The sequence below is a fragment of the Arthrobacter sp. 01N442 genome, assembly GCF_056399345.1.
Window position 1 is genome coordinate 1 of the sequence record NZ_JBFTRD010000005.1, and the last position, 20093, is coordinate 20093.

At 65.7% G+C, this 20093-nt stretch carries 20 protein-coding genes; all 20 read left to right on the forward strand.

What is annotated here, in order from left to right; translation table 11 throughout:
• Nucleotides 1–148: 148 nt before the first annotated feature.
• The 20 genes from prfA to AC1DNC_RS11340 all read left to right on the forward strand — a co-directional run bounded on the left by prfA (nucleotide 149) and on the right by AC1DNC_RS11340 (nucleotide 20076).
• On the forward strand, nucleotides 149–1222 hold the full coding sequence (prfA, locus tag AC1DNC_RS11245) for a peptide chain release factor 1 (protein ID WP_476862637.1): 1074 nt from the start codon (nucleotides 149–151) through the stop codon (nucleotides 1220–1222).
• A gap of 18 nt (nucleotides 1223–1240) precedes the next feature.
• Nucleotides 1241–2155 (forward strand): peptide chain release factor N(5)-glutamine methyltransferase, encoded by a 915-nt coding sequence (gene prmC, locus AC1DNC_RS11250; protein WP_476862638.1) that lies wholly within the window; start codon nucleotides 1241–1243, stop codon nucleotides 2153–2155.
• Complete coding sequence (locus tag AC1DNC_RS11255; protein ID WP_476862639.1) at nucleotides 2152–2865, forward strand: L-threonylcarbamoyladenylate synthase; 714 nt, start codon at nucleotides 2152–2154, stop codon at nucleotides 2863–2865. Before prmC ends, AC1DNC_RS11255 begins: the two co-directional genes overlap by 4 nt.
• A 1-nt stretch (nucleotide 2866) precedes the next feature.
• Nucleotides 2867–3775, forward strand: a complete 909-nt coding sequence (locus AC1DNC_RS11260; protein WP_476862640.1) for a glycosyltransferase — start codon at nucleotides 2867–2869, stop codon at nucleotides 3773–3775.
• Between the two features lie 6 nt (nucleotides 3776–3781).
• Nucleotides 3782–4756, forward strand: coding sequence for a glycosyltransferase (locus AC1DNC_RS11265; protein WP_476862641.1), 975 nt, complete (start codon nucleotides 3782–3784; stop codon nucleotides 4754–4756).
• Nucleotides 4757–4857: 101 nt separating this feature from the next.
• Entirely contained in the window at nucleotides 4858–6726 is a 1869-nt protein-coding gene (locus AC1DNC_RS11270; protein WP_476862642.1) for a polysaccharide biosynthesis protein, read from the forward strand.
• Entirely contained in the window at nucleotides 6723–7748 is a 1026-nt protein-coding gene (locus tag AC1DNC_RS11275) for an MraY family glycosyltransferase (protein ID WP_476862643.1), read from the forward strand. Before AC1DNC_RS11270 ends, AC1DNC_RS11275 begins: the two co-directional genes overlap by 4 nt.
• Nucleotides 7749–7829: 81 nt before the next feature.
• Entirely contained in the window at nucleotides 7830–8315 is a 486-nt protein-coding gene (locus tag AC1DNC_RS11280) for a hypothetical protein (protein WP_476862644.1), read from the forward strand.
• Nucleotides 8308–8646 (forward strand): hypothetical protein, encoded by a 339-nt coding sequence (locus tag AC1DNC_RS11285; RefSeq protein ID WP_476862645.1) that lies wholly within the window; start codon nucleotides 8308–8310, stop codon nucleotides 8644–8646. Before AC1DNC_RS11280 ends, AC1DNC_RS11285 begins: the two co-directional genes overlap by 8 nt.
• A gap of 91 nt (nucleotides 8647–8737) precedes the next feature.
• The gene (atpB, locus tag AC1DNC_RS11290) at nucleotides 8738–9538 is read left to right on the forward strand and encodes a F0F1 ATP synthase subunit A (RefSeq protein ID WP_476862646.1); all 801 of its coding nucleotides are present in this window, start codon (nucleotides 8738–8740) and stop codon (nucleotides 9536–9538) included.
• 80 nt (nucleotides 9539–9618) lie between these two features.
• Nucleotides 9619–9837 carry an ATP synthase F0 subunit C gene (atpE, locus tag AC1DNC_RS11295; protein WP_003804776.1) on the forward strand — a complete coding sequence of 73 codons (219 nt, stop codon included), beginning with the start codon at nucleotides 9619–9621 and terminating at the stop codon, nucleotides 9835–9837.
• 53 nt (nucleotides 9838–9890) lie between these two features.
• Nucleotides 9891–10442: a F0F1 ATP synthase subunit B gene (locus AC1DNC_RS11300; RefSeq protein ID WP_476862647.1), complete on the forward strand. Its 552-nt coding sequence runs from the start codon at nucleotides 9891–9893 to the stop codon at nucleotides 10440–10442.
• Nucleotides 10442–11266 carry a F0F1 ATP synthase subunit delta gene (locus tag AC1DNC_RS11305; RefSeq protein ID WP_476862648.1) on the forward strand — a complete coding sequence of 275 codons (825 nt, stop codon included), beginning with the start codon at nucleotides 10442–10444 and terminating at the stop codon, nucleotides 11264–11266. Before AC1DNC_RS11300 ends, AC1DNC_RS11305 begins: the two co-directional genes overlap by 1 nt.
• 87 nt (nucleotides 11267–11353) lie before the next feature.
• Nucleotides 11354–12991 (forward strand): F0F1 ATP synthase subunit alpha, encoded by a 1638-nt coding sequence (gene atpA, locus AC1DNC_RS11310; protein ID WP_476862930.1) that lies wholly within the window; start codon nucleotides 11354–11356, stop codon nucleotides 12989–12991.
• Between the two features lie 76 nt (nucleotides 12992–13067).
• A complete protein-coding gene (locus AC1DNC_RS11315; RefSeq protein WP_175322876.1) occupies nucleotides 13068–13961 on the forward strand; it encodes a F0F1 ATP synthase subunit gamma in 894 nt (297 codons plus the stop codon).
• Between the two features lie 82 nt (nucleotides 13962–14043).
• On the forward strand, nucleotides 14044–15498 hold the full coding sequence (atpD, locus tag AC1DNC_RS11320; RefSeq protein ID WP_476862649.1) for a F0F1 ATP synthase subunit beta: 1455 nt from the start codon (nucleotides 14044–14046) through the stop codon (nucleotides 15496–15498).
• A gap of 1 nt (nucleotide 15499) precedes the next feature.
• Nucleotides 15500–15784 carry a F0F1 ATP synthase subunit epsilon gene (locus tag AC1DNC_RS11325; RefSeq protein ID WP_104172348.1) on the forward strand — a complete coding sequence of 95 codons (285 nt, stop codon included), beginning with the start codon at nucleotides 15500–15502 and terminating at the stop codon, nucleotides 15782–15784.
• Between the two features lie 10 nt (nucleotides 15785–15794).
• Complete coding sequence (locus AC1DNC_RS11330) at nucleotides 15795–16226, forward strand: DUF2550 domain-containing protein (protein ID WP_476862650.1); 432 nt, start codon at nucleotides 15795–15797, stop codon at nucleotides 16224–16226.
• Between the two features lie 5 nt (nucleotides 16227–16231).
• On the forward strand, nucleotides 16232–17572 hold the full coding sequence (locus AC1DNC_RS11335; RefSeq protein WP_476862651.1) for an alpha/beta hydrolase: 1341 nt from the start codon (nucleotides 16232–16234) through the stop codon (nucleotides 17570–17572).
• Entirely contained in the window at nucleotides 17569–20076 is a 2508-nt protein-coding gene (locus AC1DNC_RS11340; RefSeq protein WP_476862652.1) for a bifunctional lysylphosphatidylglycerol flippase/synthetase MprF, read from the forward strand. The genes AC1DNC_RS11335 and AC1DNC_RS11340 overlap by 4 nt, the downstream gene beginning before the upstream one ends.
• The last annotated feature ends 17 nt before the right edge of the window (nucleotides 20077–20093 follow it).

Here is a 20093-nt window from a genome sequence, read left to right on the forward strand (position 1 = left end):
GTTGCTGACGTACTGCGTACGTCAGCAACAACGCTCCGACAGGCCCGATGCCACTCCCGGGCCGGCAAAAATATGCGACGCCGGCCGCCAGGTCACCCGCCGCCGCGCGCGTCATTAGACTTGGTACCAAGTCGAAAGAGGTTTTGAAATGTTTGAGTCCGTACAGGGGCTGTTGGATGAGCATGCTGCTATCCAGGCGCAGCTTGGGGATCCTGCTGTTTATGCTGACCAGAAGCTGGCCCGGAAGTTGGGGCGGCGGTCGGCTCAGCTGAACGGCATTGTGGAGGCCTACCACCGCTGGGAAGGCATCAACGATGACCTGGCGGCCGCGAAGGAAATGGCGGCCGAGGATCCGGAGTTTGCGGCCGAGGTGCCCGAGCTTGAGGCTGCCCTGGAGACGGCCGCGGCCAAGCTGCGCCGGCTGCTGATCCCGCGCGACCCGGACGATGCTCGCAACGTGATCCTCGAGGTCAAGGGCGGCGAAGGCGGCGACGAGGCTGCGCTGTTCGCTGCGGACCTGCTGCGGATGTACAGCCGCTACGCGGAATCCCGCGGCTGGAAAACCGAGATCATCTCCGCCACCGAATCGGACCTGGGCGGCTACAAGGACGTCCAGATGGCGGTCAAGGGCAACTCCAACGACCCCGCCGAGGGCGTGTTCGCGCGGCTGAAGTTCGAAGGCGGCGTCCACCGGGTGCAGCGCGTGCCGGTGACCGAGTCGCAGGGACGTATCCACACCTCGGCGGCCGGCGTCCTGGTGCTCCCCGAAGTGGACGAACCCGAGGAACTCGAGATCAACCAGAACGATCTCAAGATCGACGTTTACCGTTCCTCCGGGCCCGGCGGCCAGTCGGTCAACACCACCGACTCGGCGGTTCGCATCACGCACCTTCCCACCGGGATCGTGGTGGCGATGCAGAACGAGAAGTCCCAGTTGCAGAACCGTGAAGCCGGCATGCGCGTGCTTCGCGCCCGGATCCTGGCCCACCAGCAGGAGCAGATCGACGCCGAGAACTCGGCCCAGCGCAAGTCGCAGATCCGCACCATGGACCGCTCCGAGCGGATTCGCACGTACAACTACCCGGAGAACCGGATCGCCGACCACCGCACCGGCTACAAGGCGTACAACCTGGACCAGGTCATGAACGGGGACCTGGAACCGGTGATCCAGTCCGCCATCGAGATGGACGAACAGGCCCGCCTCGACGCCATCGGCGACTAGTACGGATCCTGCGCGTTGATGACACCTGAGAGCGGCCCGAGCCTGGCCGACGCCGTCCGCGAGGCCACGGCCGTGCTGGCCGCGGCGGGCGTGCCCAGCCCGAAGGTCGACGCCGAGCTCCTTGCCGGCCACCTGCTGGGGGTTGGTCCGGGCCGGCTCCGCGCCATGGTCCTGGGCGACACGCCCGCGCCGGCGGGCTATGCCGAGCTGGTCGCCGAGCGCGCGCAGCGGACCCCGCTGCAGCACATCACGGGTGTGGCGCACTTCCGCTACCTCGAACTCGCGGTCGGCCCCGGCGTGTTCATCCCGCGGCCGGAAACGGAATCCGTCGTCCAGTTGGTGATCGACTGGCTCGCCGCCCGGGCCGCACAGCCGGACGGGGTGGATGGTACCCGGCCCAAGGTCGCCGACCTCGGAACGGGTTCGGGGGCAATTGCCGGCTCGATCGCGCATGAGGTTCCGGGCGCAGAGGTGCATGCGGTGGAGTTCAGCGAGTTCGCCCATGCCTGGGCGGCGAAGAATTTGCTGCCGCTGGGGGTCCACCTGGTCCGCGGCGATCTGCGGGACGCGCTGGCCGAACACAACGGCAGCTTCGACGTCGTCGTTTCCAACCCGCCCTACATCCCCGCCGAGGCGGTGCCCAACGAGCCGGAGGTGGCACTGCACGACCCGCCGGAGGCGCTCTACGGCGGGGGAGCGGACGGCATGGAACTTCCGACGGCGGCGGCGGCCTCCGCCGCCAGGCTTCTGGTGCCCGGCGGCTACTTTGTGATGGAGCACGCCGAGGTCCAGGCCGGCTGGATCGCCGCGATGCTGGAGCGCTCCGGTCACTGGTCCGGGGTGTCAACGCATCTGGACCTCAACGGCCGGGAACGGGCCACCAGCGCCATCCGCAGACCCGAGCCCGGCAGTGATGAAAGGATAGGCCAGTGACGACTAGCTACGATTGCGCGGACGCGGAGCAACGCGCCGCAGGACTTGAACACGCCCAGCGGGCCATCCGGGAACACAAATGCGTGGTTCTCCCCACCGACACCGTGTACGGCATCGGAGCCGACGCGTTCTCGCCGCAGGCCGTGACCCTGTTGCTCGCGGCCAAGGGGCGCAGCCGGCAGATGCCGCCGCCCGTGCTGATCCCCAGGCTGAATGCCCTGGACGGACTCGCCACCGACGTCCCGGCCGAGGCCCGCCGCCTGGCCGAGGCTTTCTGGCCCGGTGGACTGACCCTGATCCTGCACGCACAGCCCTCGCTCGACTGGGACCTGGGCGAAACCAAGGGCACGGTAGCGCTCCGTCTCCCGGACGACGACGTCGCCCAGGACCTGCTCACGCTCACCGGACCGCTGGCGGTTTCTTCCGCCAACCGCACCGGGCAGGCCGCCGCGCAGAGCGCCGCCGACGCCGAGGCGCAGCTGGCGGAGTCCGTGGAGGTCTACCTTGAAGGCGGTCACCGCCCGGTTGAAGGCAACGGGGCCGAGCCATCCACGATCATCGACGCCACGGACCTGCCGCTGCGCGTGGTCCGCCAGGGCGCCATCAGCCTCGAACGCCTGCGCGAGGTGGTTCCGGACGTGCTCGGGGTCGGCGAGCAGCCGGCCGGCCACACCGATCCCACCGACTCCGACGACCCCCCGAGGAACTGACATGCAGCCGAAAGTCGCCGTCGCGGCCGTCACCTTCGACCGGCACGAGGAACTCGCCCTCCTGCTCAAAGGCCTGGCTGGGCAGACCGCCCCGATCCACTCGATCGCCCTCGTGGACTCCGGGACGGTACCGGCCACCGACGTCGTCGCCGCCGGGGGAGCGAACATCAACTACCTGCGCTCGGAAGCGAACCTCGGCGGAGCCGGCGGCTTTGCCTACGCGATTCTGGCCGCCATGGCCAGCGGCGCCGAGTGGATCTGGATGATGGACGACGACGGCCACCCCGAGGACGCCAGCTGCCTGGCCGAACTGCTCAAGACGGCCGAGGAACACCAGCTCGACATCGTCAGCCCGCTTGTCGCCGCCACCGCCGACCCGAACCGGCTGTCGTTCAACTTCAGGATCAACGGCCTCCTGACCAACGACCGCTCGAAGCTGGCACCGATGGGCTACCTCCCGGACATGGTGCACTTCTTCAACGGGGCCCTGATCCGCACCGAGGTCTTCTACAAGATCGGCATTCCGGACGTGAAGTTCTTCATCCGCGGCGACGAGGTCGACTTCCTCTCCCGGGTCAAGAAAGCCGGCCTGAAGTACGGCACGCTGGCAACCGTCGCCGTGCAGCACCCCGCCACCTGGACCGAAATGAAGCCCGTGTTTGGCGGCTTCATCACGCCGGTCATTCCCGAGGGCGAGTTCAAGCGCTACTGCTACTTCCGCAACCGGGGCTACCTGACGCGGAAATACCGGAACCTGCGCTGGTTCGGAGCGGACATGGTCGGTTTCCCTTACTACTTCCTGAAAAACGGGGACCTGAAAGGGCTGGCGCACTGGTTCGGTGCCTACGCCACCGGCTTCCGCGGCAAGGGCTTCGGCTCGCCCGCGCAACTGATGTCCACCCGCAGCTAGGCCGCCGTGGAGAACCTCTACGCCGTCGTCGTCACGTACAACCGGGCCGACTTCCTGCAGAACCTGCTGGACTCCTTTGCCCGACTCAGCACCCGGCCGGCGCGGATCATCGTCGTGGACAATGCCAGCACCGACCACACGGCCGAGGTGGTCTCCCGGGCCAGTGCCGCGGACGGGCCGCCGATCCGTTACGAACGGCTGGCCGAAAACGTCGGCGGCGCCGGCGGCTTCTCCCGCGGGGTAGAACTGGCGCTGGAGTCCGGCGCCGAATGGCTTTGGCTGATGGACGACGACGTCGAGGTCCTCCCCGGTGCGGTGGAGGCCCTGGAGAAGTTCACACCCGAGTACTCCTGCCTGATCGGCCGCCGCTACGATGCCAACGGCAAACCCTTCTTTTGGCAGCACCACTTCGTCGAGGCGCTCGGCGTCTTCTTCCCGGTCTCGCGCGATGTCTTCAAACATTCGGAGGTCTTCCGCACCAACGTCGGAAACTTCGAGGGCATGCTGCTCAAGGCCTCGGTGGCCAGGAACATCGGACTGCCGGACCCGCGCTTCTTCATCACCTGGGACGACCTCGTTTACGGCTGGCTCGCCGCGCAGTTGACCCCGGTGGTCTACGTCAACGCCTTCGTCATCAAGAAGGTCCGCGCGCAACGCCAAGTGGACCTGGGCCTGCGCCACCTCAATGACTCGTCCGATCTGAGCCGCCGCTACGTGATGCGCAACCGCGGGCACGTCGCCCAGTACCTGCGGGCACACGGAAAGTTCAACCGGGCCGGCTTCGGCGCTGGGACTGCACTGACTTTCCTGAAGGAAATTGTCCGCCTGGTGCTCGTGGAACGGACACTCAAGGGCAGCGACGCGCTCTGGCAGGGATGGCGGGAATCACGGGCGATTCTCGCCGACAAGGGCTGGAAACCGATGCCCCCGCTGGCCCCTGCCGGCTCCACGGACCCCGGCAGCGGAGCCGAAAGAGATTAGTATCGTTTTAGGCTCCGCCGCTGTCCGACAGTTTTGCGGCGGGGTGTTTCTTGAAACAGGCGCCTGGCCGCCGTGGTAGTGGAAGTCGGTTGCAACCTCTCTTGAGTACGAAATCTGAAGCGCGCGGAACTGCCGCAGCACGGGAAGAGAAGCCCGCCCTCTGGATCTGGATCCAGCTGTTCCTGGACTCGATGTCCTGGATCGTGGCGGTCGTGCTGGCGTTGCTGCTGCGCTACGAGATGGGCATCCGTGCCGAACAGTTCCTTGGCGCCTTCTTCATTGCTGCCCTCGCCGTCATCGCGCAGATCGTCGCCGGCTATGCCCTGGCCCTGTACCGTGGCCGGTACCCGTTCGGAAGCTTCCAGGAGGCGAGGGCGCTCGTCTTCGTCACCGTGATTGTGGCCGCTACGATCACCGGAACCCTGCTGGTGCTCTACGGCGCCATCAACATTGGCCGCAGCGTGGGCCTCATTGCCTTCCCCTTCGCCTGCCTCTTCATGGGCGCCGCGCGCTACGCGAAGCGGCTCTACGTCGAGGGCAAGACCCGGCCCGGCGACGAAGCGCAAAACACCCTGATCTACGGCGCGGGATTCCTCGGCAACTCGCTGCTCACCCGGATGCTGCAGGACCCGGAATCCCCGTACTTCCCTGTCGGCCTGATCGATGATGATCCGGCCAAGAAGCACCTGCGCCTCTCCGGGGTCCAGGTCCTCGGCAGGGGAGAGGACCTCCCGTCTGTCATCCGCAGGACCCGCGCGAAGGTGCTCGTCCTGGCCTTCGCCAATGTGGAGGCCGCCGTCGTCCGCCGCATTTCGGACGCCGTGGCCGGCATGAACATCCGGGTGCTCGTGCTGCCCCCGCTGCGCGACATGCTCGGGGGCGGCGCCCCCGACGGATTCTCGGACTTCCGCGACGTGGCGGTCGAAGACCTGATCGGCCGCCGGCCGGTCGACATCAAAGTCGACGAAATCGCCGGATACATCAAGGGCAAGCGCGTGTTGGTGACCGGCGCGGGCGGGTCCATCGGCTCTGAACTCTGCCGCCAGATCGTCCAGTTCGCCCCGGCGGAGCTGATCATGCTGGACCATGACGAAACCGGGCTACAGCAGACCCAGATCTCCATCACCGGCCGGGGCCTGCTGGCGGGCCGGGACACGGTGCTGGCCAATATCCGCGACGGCGAAGCCCTGCAGGACATCTTCGCCGACCGCCGTCCCGAAGTGGTGTTCCACGCCGCCGCGCTGAAGCACGCGCCGCTGCTGCAGCAGTATCCCGTCGAGGCCTGGAAGACCAACGTCTGCGGCACGCTGAACGTGCTGCGCGCCGCCCGGGACGCGAACGTCTCACACTTTGTGAACATCTCCACCGACAAGGCAGCCAACCCCACCACCGCGCTGGGCCACTCCAAGCGCGTCGCTGAGAAGCTGACCGCCTGGATGGCCGGCCAGACCGGCCGCAAGTTCGTCTCCGTCCGCTTCGGCAACGTGATGGGCAGCCGCGGCTCCATGCTCCCGCTCTTCACCGAGCAGATCCGCGTCGGGGGACCGGTAACCGTCACCGATCCCGAGGTCACCCGCTTCTTCATGACGATTCCCGAAGCCTGCCAGCTGGTGATCCAGGCCGGCGCTATCGGTTCGGGCGGCGACGTCATGATCCTGGACATGGGCGAGCCCGTGAAGATCCTCGACGTTGCCCAGCGGATGATCGCCATGTCCGGCAAGAAGGTCGAGATCATCTACACCGGCCTGCGGCCCGGGGAAAAGCTGCATGAGGAGCTGGTCGGCACCGGCGAACTGGACCAGCGTCCCCTGCACCCGAAGATTTCGCACACCAAGGCCACCGAGCAGGATCCGGAAAAACTGGACCTCAACGTCTGGCTGGCCCGCTGCGAGGCCGAGCAGGGCCTCAACATCGGGGACATTCCCGACGACGAGGCCGATGAAGCGGGCTCGATCAGGGTGGCATCGTGACGCCGCTGGTGGTACTTGCCGGCGTCACCCTGCTCGCCAGCCTGCTGCTTCCCTTCGCGGTGAAGCCGTGGCTGGTCCGGATGGGCGTCGTCGACATCCCCTCCGCCCGCTCTTCCCACCACAAGGCGACCATCCGCGGGATGGGGATGGCGGCCGCCCTGGCCACCGCCGTCGGCTACCTGGCCGCGCTGCTCCTGGACCTCGTTACCGTGGATCGTTCGGTTTTCGCCGTCGTGCTGGCGATCATCGCGGCGAGCGTTGTCGTGGGCTGGACCGAGGACCTGCGCGGACTGTCCATCGGGGCACGCGCTGGCGCCCAACTCGGCATCGGTGCCGCCGGCTCCGCAGCGCTGATCGTCCTGACGGCCCAGTCGTTCTGGTGGCTGCCGCTGGCGGCTGTCGCCATCGCGGCCTACGTCAACATCGCCAACTTCATGGACGGAATCAACGGCATCTCCGGCCTGCACGGCGTCACCGCCGGCGTTGCGTACGCGCTGGCAGGCGTGCTGGCCGGACAGCCCTGGTTGACCGCCGGCGGTACGGTTCTGGCCATGGCCTTCCTCGGCTTCCTGCCGTGGAACCTCGGCCGCGGCTCGGTCTTCCTGGGCGACGTCGGCAGCTATCTCCTTGGTGCCTCGATCGCTGCCCTCGCCGTGGCGGGCTTCCTGAGCGGTGTCTACGTCGAATACGTCCTCTCACCAATCCTCGTTTACGCAGCGGACACCGGCTACACCCTGCTGCGCCGGATCAAGGCGGGGGAGCGCTGGTACGCATCCCACCGCGAGCACGTATACCAGCGGCTCACCGACGTCGGTTTCTCACACCTGCAGTCTGCCTCTGTGGTCACCGCGTGCACCGCCGCCGTCATCGTCCTTGGTTTCGTCGCAGCCACCGCGCCGCTGCCCGTCGTCGCCCTCTGCGTGGCCGGCAGCCTGCTGGTGCTCGGACTGTATCTCGCGTCGCCGGACCTTATCCGTAAGTTCCGGCACCGTCCCAAGGTCACCCGCATCCCGGTGGCCTAGCCCTGTTCTATCTCGTGTAGAATTCAGGGGCGGCCTTTCGCCGCGTTCCTGCCCTTACCAAAATGCAACGATTGGGTTCCCATGCGCTCCAACGCCGAGTCCGGACGCACGTCCGGCAGCGGCCCCGTTGGCGGATCCGGTCCCACCAGGTCGCTCTGGCTGAAGCTGCTGGCCCTCAGCTCCGCGGCAGCCGGCGCAGCCCTGCTGCTCACGGCGGTCCTCGCTTTCGTCTTCAACGGCGGCTTCGGTGCACTCTCAAGCCTCTTCGGCGGAACCCTGGTGATGGCGTTCTTCGCGATCAGCCTGGCGATCGGGCATTTTGTCGGCCGTAACAACCCCTCCGGAGCGATTGGCATGTTTGTTGCCACCTACTTCGTGAAGGTCGTCGGTTTCGCCGTGGTGCTGTTTGTCCTCGGGGCGCCGGCCTGGCTGCATGAACGCTGGTTCCTGATCGGCGCCGTCGTCGGCGTCCTGGCGTGGCAGACGGCGGAGATCATCGGGTTCAGCAAGGCCCGGCTGCAAATTTACAACGACCCTGAATCCGCGGAAGGCGGTCCCAATGCCTAGCCGAAAAGCCGACGGCAAGGACCCCAGGAAGCACTCACCCAAGTCGCACGCCACTGGCGGTGCCCCCGGTGTATCGCAGGACGGCAACGACGGCGGATACAACGCCGGAATAGCAGTCTTTAGCTACATTGTTGGCGGAATCATCGTCTGGAGTTTGATAGGGTGGGGTCTGGATAATCTGTGGGGAACCCGCTGGATTGTGCTCGCAGGCGCCCTGCTTGGAGCTGCGGGAGGGTTCTATCTTTCTCATATGCACGGCCTCACCAGTCACCGGAATTCGGCTGGCGAAGACGGCGCTGCAGGTGGCCCGTCCAAGGACGCGGAACAGTAATGCCAAAAAATTTCACAGGGGGAATTGCTGACAGAAATGTCGCCGCTCCCCGCCCAACGCCCAATGATGGACACTGCAGAGAGGAAACGCGTTGATCGCGCTTGCGCTCCCGGCCCAAGATTCAGGAGAGTTCACTCCTCCTGGAATTGAACAAATGCACCTGCCGGCTATCCTGCCCTGGGGTGCGGCCGAAGGATTCTCCAAGCAGATGCTGCTGGTGATCCTCTCGGTCGTCATTATCGCCACATTCTTTGTGATCGCTGCGCGTAAGCAGCAGCTCGTTCCCGGCAAGCTGCAGTTCGCAGGCGAGGCAGCCTACGGCTTCGTCCGCAACGGCATCGCCAAGGACATCATCGGTGGCAAAGACTTCATCAAGTACGTCCCGCTGCTGTTCAGCCTGTTCTTCTTCATCCTGGTGAACAACATCTACGGCGCCATCCCCGTGATCCAGCTCCCGAGCTTCTCGCACGTCGGCGGCGCCTACGTGCTCGCAGCAATCGTGTACGTCACCTGGATCGCCATCGGCATCAAGAAGAACGGCCTGAAGTACTTCAAGCTGGCCACCGTGCCGAGCGGCGTGCCCGTCTACATCCTTCCGATCGTCATCCCGATCGAGATCATCTCCAACTTCCTGGTCCGGCCGGTTACGCACAGCCTCCGTCTGTTCGCCACCATGCTGGCCGGCCACCTGATCGTGATGATCGCCGGTTCCGGCATCGAGTTCCTCGTCATGCAGGAGAACGTCCTGCTGAAGGGCGCCTCGGTCCTGGTCCTGGCCGGTTCGCTGGCGATGTACATGCTGGAGGCGCTGATCATGGCGCTGCAGGCTTACGTCTTCACGCTGCTGACCGCGATCTACATCGAAGGCGCACTGCACGCCGACAGCCACTAAGGCACCCTCAAACTTCCCCTCGCGGGGATGAAGCAACCCAAACAACCTGCCACACGGGTGGCATCTTGAAAGGAAGAAAAATGGAAGGCTCCATCAACGGCTCCCTCAACCTCATCGGCTACGGCCTCTCCGCCATCGGCGGTGGTATCGGTGTGGGTCTCGTGTTCGCTGCTTACATCAACGGTGTGGCACGTCAGCCGGAAGCACAGCGCGTCCTGCAGCCGATCGCATTCCTCGGCCTTGCGCTGACTGAAGCCCTCGCCATCCTCGGCCTGGTCTTCGCATTCGTTCTCAAGTAAACCTTCAGAACCCAGCGAACATCCAGAACCGAGTAGATAAGGACGGGTGAAATATGAAGCAGCTGATCATCTCAGCCGCCACCGAGGGTGATACCAACCCCCTCGTTCCCAACATCTGGGAAATGTTTGTCGTCCTCGTGGGCTTTGCTGTCCTCCTGTTCATCGTGACGAAGTACGTCGTCCCGATGTTCGAGAAGAATTTCGCAGAGCGCGCCGAGGCGATTGAAGGCGGCATCGCCAAGGCCGAAAAGGCGCAGGCAGAGGCTTCTGCAGCACTCGAAGAGTACAAGCAGCAGCTCACTGACGCCCGCACCGAGGCCAACCGCATCCGCGAGGAAGCCCGTGCCGAAGGCGCCCAGATCCTGGCGGATCTGAAGGAGAAGGCAGCTGCTGAGTCTGCCCGCATCACCGCCCAGGCACACGCGCAGATCGAATCCGAGCGCCAGGCGGCCGTCGTGTCGCTCCGCGCCGAGGTCGGCACGCTGGCTACCACGCTGGCAGGCCGCATCGTTGGCGAAGCGCTTAGCGATGATGCGCGTTCGGCCCGTGTGGTTGACCGCTTCCTGGCAGATCTGGAGAACCAGAACGCAGGTGCAGCTAAGTAATGGCAGGTGTATCGAGCGAATCGCTGACCGCGGCACTCGTCGCGTTGGAAGCCAAGCTTCCCAACGCGTCGCTGCAGTTGGCTAAGGAACTCTTCGGAATCCTGGGAACGGTGGACAGCTCGGCTGGCTTGCGCCGTGCCCTGACTGATCCGTCCCGCAGCGGTGACGAAAAGTCGGCGCTGGTCAAGCAGCTCTTCAGCGGGAAAGTCTCCGCTGATGCTGTTGAGATCGCCAGCGGGCTGGCCAGCTCACGCTGGGCGTCGGCTCGTGACATCGGCGATGCACTCGAGACTCTTGCCGCTTCGGTGGTAATTGCCGTTGCTGAAAACAAGTCGGCCGTCTCTGCCTCGGGTATCGGCGGACTGGAAGCGTTGGAGAACGACCTGTTCTCCTTCAACCAGGCCGTCGATTCCAGCCACGAGGTTCAGCGTGCTCTGTCCGAGCCGCAGGCGAGCCAGGCTGCGAAGGTTGCCCTCGCCGAAAAGCTCGTTCCCCGCGCCAGCGAGGAAGCGAAAGTCCTTATCGGACAGGCAGTCTCGCAGCCCCGCGGCCTCAAGGTCACCAAGCTCGTCAGCCGTTTCGCCGAGCTTGCGGCCAAGCGCCAGCAGCGCTGGATTGCTACGGTCAGCGTCACCCGTCCGCTGACGGAGACCCAGGCCAGCCGTCTGCAGGCAGGGCTCAACGCCCTGTACGGCCGTGAGCTCAAGATCAACATGAACGTTGACCCGGCACTGATTGGTGGCCTGCGGATCCAGATCGGCGATGAAGTGGTCGACGCTTCGGTTCTTGCCCGCCTGGGCCAGCTCCAGCGTCAAATTGCCTAGTTAGCCGGACAAGCACAACTTACCGACAAGAAACCCCGGTCATCGTGAGCAACGATGATCACGAAAACAGGAGAGCAGGGACTGCAGATGGCCGAATTGACCATCAACGCCGACGACGTCCGTAATGCGTTGAACGAGTTCGCGGCGTCCTACGAACCCGGAAACGCAGAGCGCGTAGAGGTTGGCCGTGTAACGACCGCAGGTGACGGCATCGCCCGTGTTGAGGGCCTTCCCTCGGTCATGGCGAACGAGCTGCTTCGCTTCGAAGACGGCACGCTGGGCCTGGCCCAGAACCTCGACGTCCGCGAGATCGGTGTCATCGTCCTCGGTGACTTCACCGGCATCGAAGAGGGCCAGGAAGTCCACCGCACCGGACAGGTTCTGTCCGTTCCGGTTGGCGATGCCTTCCTCGGCCGCGTGGTTGACCCCCTGGGCCAGCCCATCGACGACCTTGGCGAGATCAAGGCCGAAACCACCCGTGCCCTGGAACTCCAGGCGCCCGGCGTGACCCAGCGTAAGTCGGTTCACGAACCGATGCAGACCGGCCTGAAGGCCATCGACGCCATGATTCCGATCGGCCGCGGCCAGCGTCAGCTGATCATTGGCGACCGTCAGACCGGCAAGTCGGCAATCGCCATCGACACGATCATCAACCAGAAGGCCAACTGGGCTTCCGGCGATGTGAACAAGCAGGTGCGCTGCATCTACGTAGCCATCGGCCAGAAGGCGTCCACCATCGCGGCCGTTCGCCAGACCCTCGAGGACAACGGCGCACTGGAATACACGACCATCGTGGCTTCCCCCGCGTCCGACCCCGCAGGCTTCAAGTACCTGGCACCGTACGCCGGCTCGGCCATCGGCCAGCACTGGATGTACGGCGGCAAGCACGTCCTCATCGTGTTCGATGACCTCTCCAAGCAGGCCGAGGCTTACCGTGCGGTGTCGCTGCTGCTGCGCCGCCCGCCGGGACGCGAAGCCTACCCGGGCGACGTCTTCTACTTGCACTCCCGTCTGCTGGAGCGTTGTGCCAAGCTCTCCGACGAGCTGGGTGCAGGCTCGATGACCGGCCTGCCGCTGATCGAGACGAAGGCGAACGACGTGTCCGCCTACATCCCGACCAACGTCATCTCCATCACCGATGGCCAGATCTTCCTGCAGTCGGACCTCTTCAACGCCAACCAGCGTCCCGCCGTCGACGTGGGTGTCTCCGTGTCCCGCGTTGGTGGTGCGGCTCAGGTGAAGTCGATGAAGAAGGTCTCCGGTACCTTGAAGCTGGAACTGGCCCAGTACCGCGACATGCAGGCATTCGCGATGTTCGCATCGGACCTCGACGCGGCCTCCCGCCAGCAGCTGACCCGCGGCGCGCGCCTGATGGAACTGCTCAAGCAGGGCCAGTACGCGCCGTTCCCGGTCGAGGACCAGGTTGTTTCCATCTGGGCCGGCACCAACGGCTACCTCGACGACGTTCCGGTGGAAGACATCAACCGCTTCGAGACCGAATTCCTGGAGCACCTCAAGCACAAGTCCTCCATCCTGACGACGCTGGCACAGACCAACGTCATGGACGATGACACGGCAGAGGCGCTGAAGACCGCGATCGTGGACTTCAAGAAGGGCTTCTTCGGCGAGGGCGACAGCCTCTTGGTCGGCGCGGGGCACGAGGAGTACGCCCCGATTGACGAGGACGCAGTCGACCAGGAAAAAATCGTCAAGCAGAAGCGCTAGTTTCGCTGGCAGGGACTGCCGGGACCCTCGCGGGTTCCGGCAGTCCCGGCCACCGGGATCTTAGGAAAGGATAAGTATGGGAGCCCAGATCCGGGTCTACCGCCAGAAGATCAGCTCGACGACGTCGATGCGCAAGATCTTCAAGGCGATGGAACTGATCGCTACCTCGCGCATCGGCAAGGCCCGCGCACGCGTAGCGGCTTCACTGCCTTACGCAAACGCGATCACGCGTGCCGTTTCTGCCGTCGCAAGCCAGAGCGAAATCGACCACCCGCTGGTAACCGAGCCGGAGCAGATCCGCCGCGCCGCCGTCCTGGTCATCACCTCCGACCGCGGCCTTGCAGGGTCCTACTCGGCCACGGTGCTCAAGCAGGCCGAGGGCCTCACCGAGCTGCTCCACGAGGAAGGCAAGGAAGTCAAGACGTACGTCATGGGCCGCAAGGCACAGGCATACTTCGATTTCCGTAACCGCCCCTACGAGCGGGTGTGGACCGGTAACACGGACGCACCGCAGTTCGAGACGGCGCGGGAAGTCGGCGAAGCACTGCTGGCAGACTTCGCGACAGCCTACGAAGAGGGCGGCGTCGACGAGATCCACGTCGTTTACACCCGCTTCAAGTCCATGGTGACGCAGGAGCCGACGGTTATCCGCCTGCTCCCGCTTGAGGTCGTCGAAGAGCAGGCCGCCTCCGAGTCGGAGCTCCTGCCGCTTTACGAATTCGAGCCGGAGGCGGAGCAGGTTCTCGATGCCCTGCTGCCGCGCTACATCGAGTCACGTATCTTCGCCGCAATGTTGCAGGCCGCAGCTTCCGAGCTCGCAGCCCGCCAGCGGGCGATGAAGTCCGCCGGCGACAACGCCACGGAGCTCATCAAGAAGTACACGCGTCTGCGCAACACTGCCCGCCAGGCTGAGATTACGCAGGAGCTTTCCGAAATCGTGGCAGGCGCCGACGCGTTGAACGCGTCCTAGCCCGTCCGGTCCGGACCCAGCTTTACCTGCACCAAAGAAAAAACTTAACCGCCCACGCCATCTACTGAGTGAAGTGAGAGAGATGACTGCCACTGCTACCGAACACGTAGCCGCAACGTCCGGTGCCACCGGCCGTATTGCACGTGTTATTGGCCCGGTTGTCGACGTCGAATTCCCGGCTGACGCAATCCCCTCGATTTACAACGCACTCACCACGGAGATTACTCTCAACGGTGAGACCAAGACCATCACCTTCGAAGTTGCGCTGCACCTTGGCGACAACCTCATCCGCGCCATCTCGCTGCAGGCGACCGACGGCCTGGTCCGCGGCACCAACGTGGTTGACACCGGTGCCCCGATCTCCGTCCCCGTCGGCGACGGAGTCAAGGGCCACATCTTCAACGTGCTGGGCCAGCCCCTGGACGTGACCGAGTCCGAGCTGGAGATCAGCGAACGCTGGCCGATCCACCGCAAGGCACCCGCCTTCGCGACCCTCGAAGGCTCCACCGAGATGCTGGAGACCGGCATCAAGGTGATCGACCTCCTCACCCCGTACATCAAGGGTGGCAAGATCGGCCTCTTCGGCGGCGCAGGCGTCGGCAAGACCGTGCTGATCCAGGAAATGATCACCCGTGTTGCCCGGAACTTCGGCGGTACCTCGGTGTTCGCCGGTGTCGGCGAGCGTACCCGTGAAGGTAACGACCTCTGGGTTGAAATGGAAGAGGCCGGCGTCCTCAAGGACACCGCCCTTGTGTTCGGCCAGATGGACGAGCCGCCGGGAACGCGTCTGCGCGTGGCCCTGTCCGCGCTGACCATGGCGGAGTACTTCCGCGATGTGCAGAACCAGGACGTGCTGCTCTTCATCGACAACATCTTCCGCTTCACCCAGGCAGGTTCCGAGGTTTCCACCCTCCTCGGCCGCATGCCTTCCGCCGTGGGCTACCAGCCCAACCTGGCTGACGAGATGGGCCTGCTCCAGGAGCGCATCACGTCCACCAAGGGCCACTCCATCACCTCGATGCAGGCCATCTACGTTCCCGCAGATGACTACACCGACCCGGCTCCGGCCACGACCTTCGCACACCTCGACGCGACCACGGAACTTTCCCGTGAAATCGCTTCCCGTGGTCTGTACCCGGCCGTTGACCCGCTGACGTCGACCTCGCGCATCCTGGATCCGCAGTACATCGGTCACGACCACTACAACACGGCCGTGCGCGTGAAGCAGATCCTGCAGAAGAACAAGGAACTCCAGGACATCATCGCCATCCTTGGTGTCGATGAGCTCTCCGAAGAGGACAAGATCGTCGTGTCGCGTGCACGCCGTATCCAGCAGTTCCTCTCGCAGAACACCTACACGGCAAAGCAGTTCACCGGCGTCGAAGGCTCCACCGTGTCCATCAAGGACACCGTGGAAGGCTTCACCGCGATCTGCGACGGCGACCTCGACCACATCGCAGAGCAGGCGTTCTTCAACGTCGGCGGCCTGGACGATGTCGAGCGCCAGTGGGCCAAGATCCAGGAACAGACCAAGTAATATGGCTGAGCTTGAGGTTGAGATTGTCGCAGCGGACCACTTCGTGTGGTCCGGAGCGGCCAAGATGGTCAAGGCCCGCACCAGCGATGGTGAAATCGGAATCCTGCCCGGCCACTCGCCCCTGCTGGCGATTCTGGCCGAAGGTGAGCTGGCGATCGAGCCGGTGTCCGGTGACCGCATTGCTGTAGTTGTCGACGGTGGATTCTTCTCCGTCGACAACAACCGGGTCGTCATWGTTGCTGACAACGCCCAAATGGGTGACGCGGCTACTGCGGGGATCCGCTAGCCCGACCTTGATGAACGTTACTGGTTTTCCGTTCATCGTCCTGGCAACCGTGTTTGCGTTGCTGGTCTTTGCACTGTGCCTTTCCGGGGTGCGCCGCTTCAATCTGCGGCGCGCCCTGGGCACGGTGGACGCCTCCATCTGCGTGGCTGGAAACAGCTGGCAGATGGGGGTTTGTCGTTATCAGGACAACGACCTGGAGTGGTTCCGGCTTGCCTCGCTGAGCGTGCGGCCGAAATACACCTTCCGGCGCAGCTCCCTTGAGCTGCTGGGGCGCCGCGAGCCCACCGAATCCGAACTCGTCAAGGTAGAGCCTGAGACAGTAATCGTCGAACTCCGCTATGAGGGCCAAGACGTCCTGCTGGCGATGAGGTTCGACGCCTACACAGGCCTCTCCTCGTGGCTTGAGGCCGGCCCGGTCATCGGTGTCGGCACCTGGCGCTAGTCCCGGTGGGTTTCGCCGAAGGCATCCGGATCGACGACGGCCCGGTTCTCTGGGCCGTGTGCGCGATCGGCCTCGTTGGGGCGGTCTACCTGCTGTGGCCGCGCAGCCGGAAAAGCACCCCTGCGCGCCGGACCGCGGCCGCTGCCCTTGCCGCCGTGGGGCTCGCCGCTGCGCTGGTCCTCGGCGTCCACTGGATCCTTGTCTACGGGGTCTTCGCCTTCCCTGACCTGCTCCCGCCCGAGGTTCTCGCCTGGTCCATCCCTCCCGTCGCTGCGCTGTTGCTGGCAGTCCGCAGTTGGATCGTGGGGCGGGGCCGCCCACGGCCCGCACGCCGCTGGACCACGACGGCGGCCGCAGCCGTTGCATTCACCGGCGTCCTGGCGCTGTCCGCGGTCCAGATCAACGCCTACTTCGGGCTAAGCCACACCGTCGGCGACCTGACCGGGTCAGCCGTCGCCCGGATCCCAAGCCTCAAAGACCCACTCAAGCGCCAGCCGGGGGAGCCCGATCCCGTCAGCCTGGCCCGGTGGACGCAGCCGGGAGCCCTGCCAGCGGCGGGCCTGATCCGCAAAGCGTCGATCCCCGGCACCGTGTCCGGCTTCCGCAGCCGCGACGCCTATATCTACCTGCCACCTGCCTACCAGGCCACGCCTCGGCCGGCACTGCCCGTGCTCGTGCTCTTCTCTGGCCAGCCCGGCAATCCCTCCGACTGGTTGACCGGCGGCGCCCTGCAGAGCCGGATGGACCGCTTCGCGGCAGCCCACGGCGGCGCGGCCCCGGTGGTGGTGGTGGTTGATCCCAACGGCACTCCCGACGGCAATACCCTGTGCATGGACACCCGCATTGCGCGGGCCGATACCTTCCTGGCCCGGGATGTCCCGGCCTGGATCCACCGGACCCTTGACGTGGATCCCGATCCGCGGAAGTGGGCGGCGGGAGGCTTCTCCTTCGGTGCCACGTGCGCCATCCAAATGGCGACCCGGCATCCTGGTGTATTCAGCGCGGCGCTGGCGTTCTCCAGCGAGCAGGAGCCGGCCCTGGCCAAGGTCCGGCGCAAGACCGTCGAGGCCTCGTTCGGCGGCGACACCGCGGCCTTCGACAGGCAGACGCCACTCCAGCGCATGCAGCAGCGCCGCTTCGACGGCAACGCCATCTATTTTGCAGCCGGCGAGCGTGACGCCCAGTTCACCAAGAACATGGACGTCCTGTCCGCCGCCGCGCGTTCCGCCGGGTTCTCCGTCGCGACGCACGTCGTCCCCGGCGCCGGCCATTCCTGGGCGGTCGCAGCCCGGGGCCTCTCTGCCGGACTAGACTTCCTCGCTCCGCGGTGGGGGATGAAGAAGTGAGGAACGGATTTCGCCGCAACGGCATCCGCCGCCTCGGGCGGCAGCTGAAGAGGATTCCCTTCTCGCTGGCGTTCCTCATCGCTTTCCTGGCGACCGGCGCGGCCACCGGCAGCTACCTGGCCGGCCCCCCGGACGCCCTGCTGGAGGCGGCCTCGGTAAGCGCGCCCGGCTTGCAGGGCGGACTGTGGTGGACCATGTTCAGCTCGCTGTTTTTCGCGACCAACCCGCTGGCCTATTTGGCGGCGTCGGTGATGGTCCTGGGGCTGATGGGCCTGGCCGAACGGCAGCTCGGCACGCTGCGCACGGCGGTGTTTTTCTTCGCCGGCCAGTTTGCCGCCGTGTCGCTGTTCCTGCTGGTCGCCCAGCTAGCCCTCTTTGCCGGCGACGGCTGGCTCGGGCCTATGGCCGAGGTCCGACTGATCGGGCCGTACGGTGCCATCCTCGCCGTCACGCTCGCGGCCTGCGCGCTCCTACCCGCCTTGTGGCAGCGGCGGCTGCGGACCGCCGTCGTGTCCGGGTCGCTGTTGCTGGTGCTCTACGTGGGGCACGCGGAGACCGTGGTGGGCCTGTCCGGCGCCCTGGCCGGACTCATGGCGGGCTGGTGGATCCAGGGAGACAAGGGCACGCTCCACCGCCACCGTTCCACCGGCAGGGAAACCCGCAACCTCCTGGCGCTGACCGTGGCGATTTTCGCCGTGGGCCCCATCATCACGGCCGCGGTGCGAAGCCCCACAGGGCCGCTGGCACTGCTGCGGGAGGTGGTGCTGAATCCGCTGCCCACCCTGAACCAGCTGGAGCAGAACTGCGGGGCCGGCGTCGACATCGCCTGCCTCAGCGCAGGGCGGGAGGGGTACGCCGGGCCCCTGGGCCTGGCCCTGGCCGTGGTGCCGGTGGTGCTGCTGCTGATCTGCGCCGACGGGATGCGGCACGGACGCCGCCTCGCCTTGCGCATCGCGATCCTGGTGCAGCTGGGCGTCACTGCCCTGGCGGCCGTTTACCTGGCGCTGTTTGCCCGGATTCCGCACTATCCCGGCCCGCCGCACACGCCCGTGATGGGTTCCGGCTTCGTCCACGTGCTGCCACTGGTGGCGGTGCCGCTGGGGCTGGCGCTGCTGCTGTTCGCCAACCGTCGCCTGTTCCGGGTGGAAACCACCCGGCGGGCCCGCCGCATCCTCGCGCTGACGGTGGCGGGAACCTTCCTGGTGCTGGCCGGCAGTTATGCCGCGGCATGGTTTGCCTCCGGTGGCCTGGAGCGCGACGGCGGCTGGCTGGGCCTTGCCGCCGAGCTCGCCCGGCAGTACCTGCCCTTGCCTATTCCCGGTATCTACAACCGCGTCTTCGAGAACCGCAACGCGGCAGAGGCGGTCCTGTTCGCCAGCTCCGGCATCGTCTTTTGGGTCGTGGCGCTGGCCGGAGTCTGGCTGGTGCTGTTGCGCCGCCACCACGGCACGGACGCCGGAGCCGAAGACCGGGAAGTGGCCCGCCGCCTGATCCGGCAGGGCGGGGACTCGCTGTCCTGGATGGCCCTCTGGGAACCGAACACGTACTGGTTCGCCCCCGATGGCCGCGGGGGAGTGGGGTACCAGCAGCATGGCAACGTGGCGCTGACAGTGGCGGGACCTTTCGGCCCGGCCGCGAACCGCGAGGAGACCGCCGCGCTGTTCCTTTCCTATTGCACCGACCACGCCTTGATCCCGTGCTTCTATTCCTGCACGGACGAGCTGTGGCCCACGCTTCGGGGCCGCGGCTTCCGCCGGGTTGCCGTAGCGCTGGAGACCCGGCTGGCGGTCCGCGAACTGGAGTTCAAAGGCAAGGAATGGCAGAACGTGCGAACGGCGCTGAACCGGGCGGCCAAGACCGGGGTCCGCGCCGTCTGGGGCCGCTACCGGGAATTCTCGCCCTCGCTGCGGGCGCAGCTGAGCGAGGTCTCCGAAGAATGGGCGGCCGGCAAGTCCGTACCGGAAATGGGATTCACGCTGGGCAGCCTCGACGAGCTCGAAGACGAGGAAGTGCTGTGCTGCCTTGCCGTCGACGCCGAGGACCGCGTGCACGGGGTCACCAGCTGGCTGCCGGTCTACGACGTCGGACAGCTGGTGAGCTGGACGCTGGATGTCATGCGCCGCCGCGGTGACGCCTTCCCCGGCGTCATGGAATTCCTGATCGCGTCCGCAGTGCTGGAACTGCGGGCCTCGGTGGAAGTAATTTCCCTCTCCGGCTCTCCGCTCGCCAAGGCGGAGCCGCGCACTACCGGCGATGACGCACCGCGCGAGAGCGAGGGGCTCGCCGGAATTCTGGACGTGGTGGGCCGGGCGCTGGAACCTGCATACGGATTCCGCTCCTTGGCCTCATTCAAATCGCGGTTCAAGCCGGATTACCGGACGCTCTACCTGTACTACCAGGATCCGCTGCAGCTTCCGGCGATGGGCCGCGCTTTGAGCCGCGCCTACCTTCCGGATCTTTCGGTCCGCCAGAGTGCGCGCCTGCTCCGGACGCTGGTGCGCTAATTCGCGGGCGATGGCCC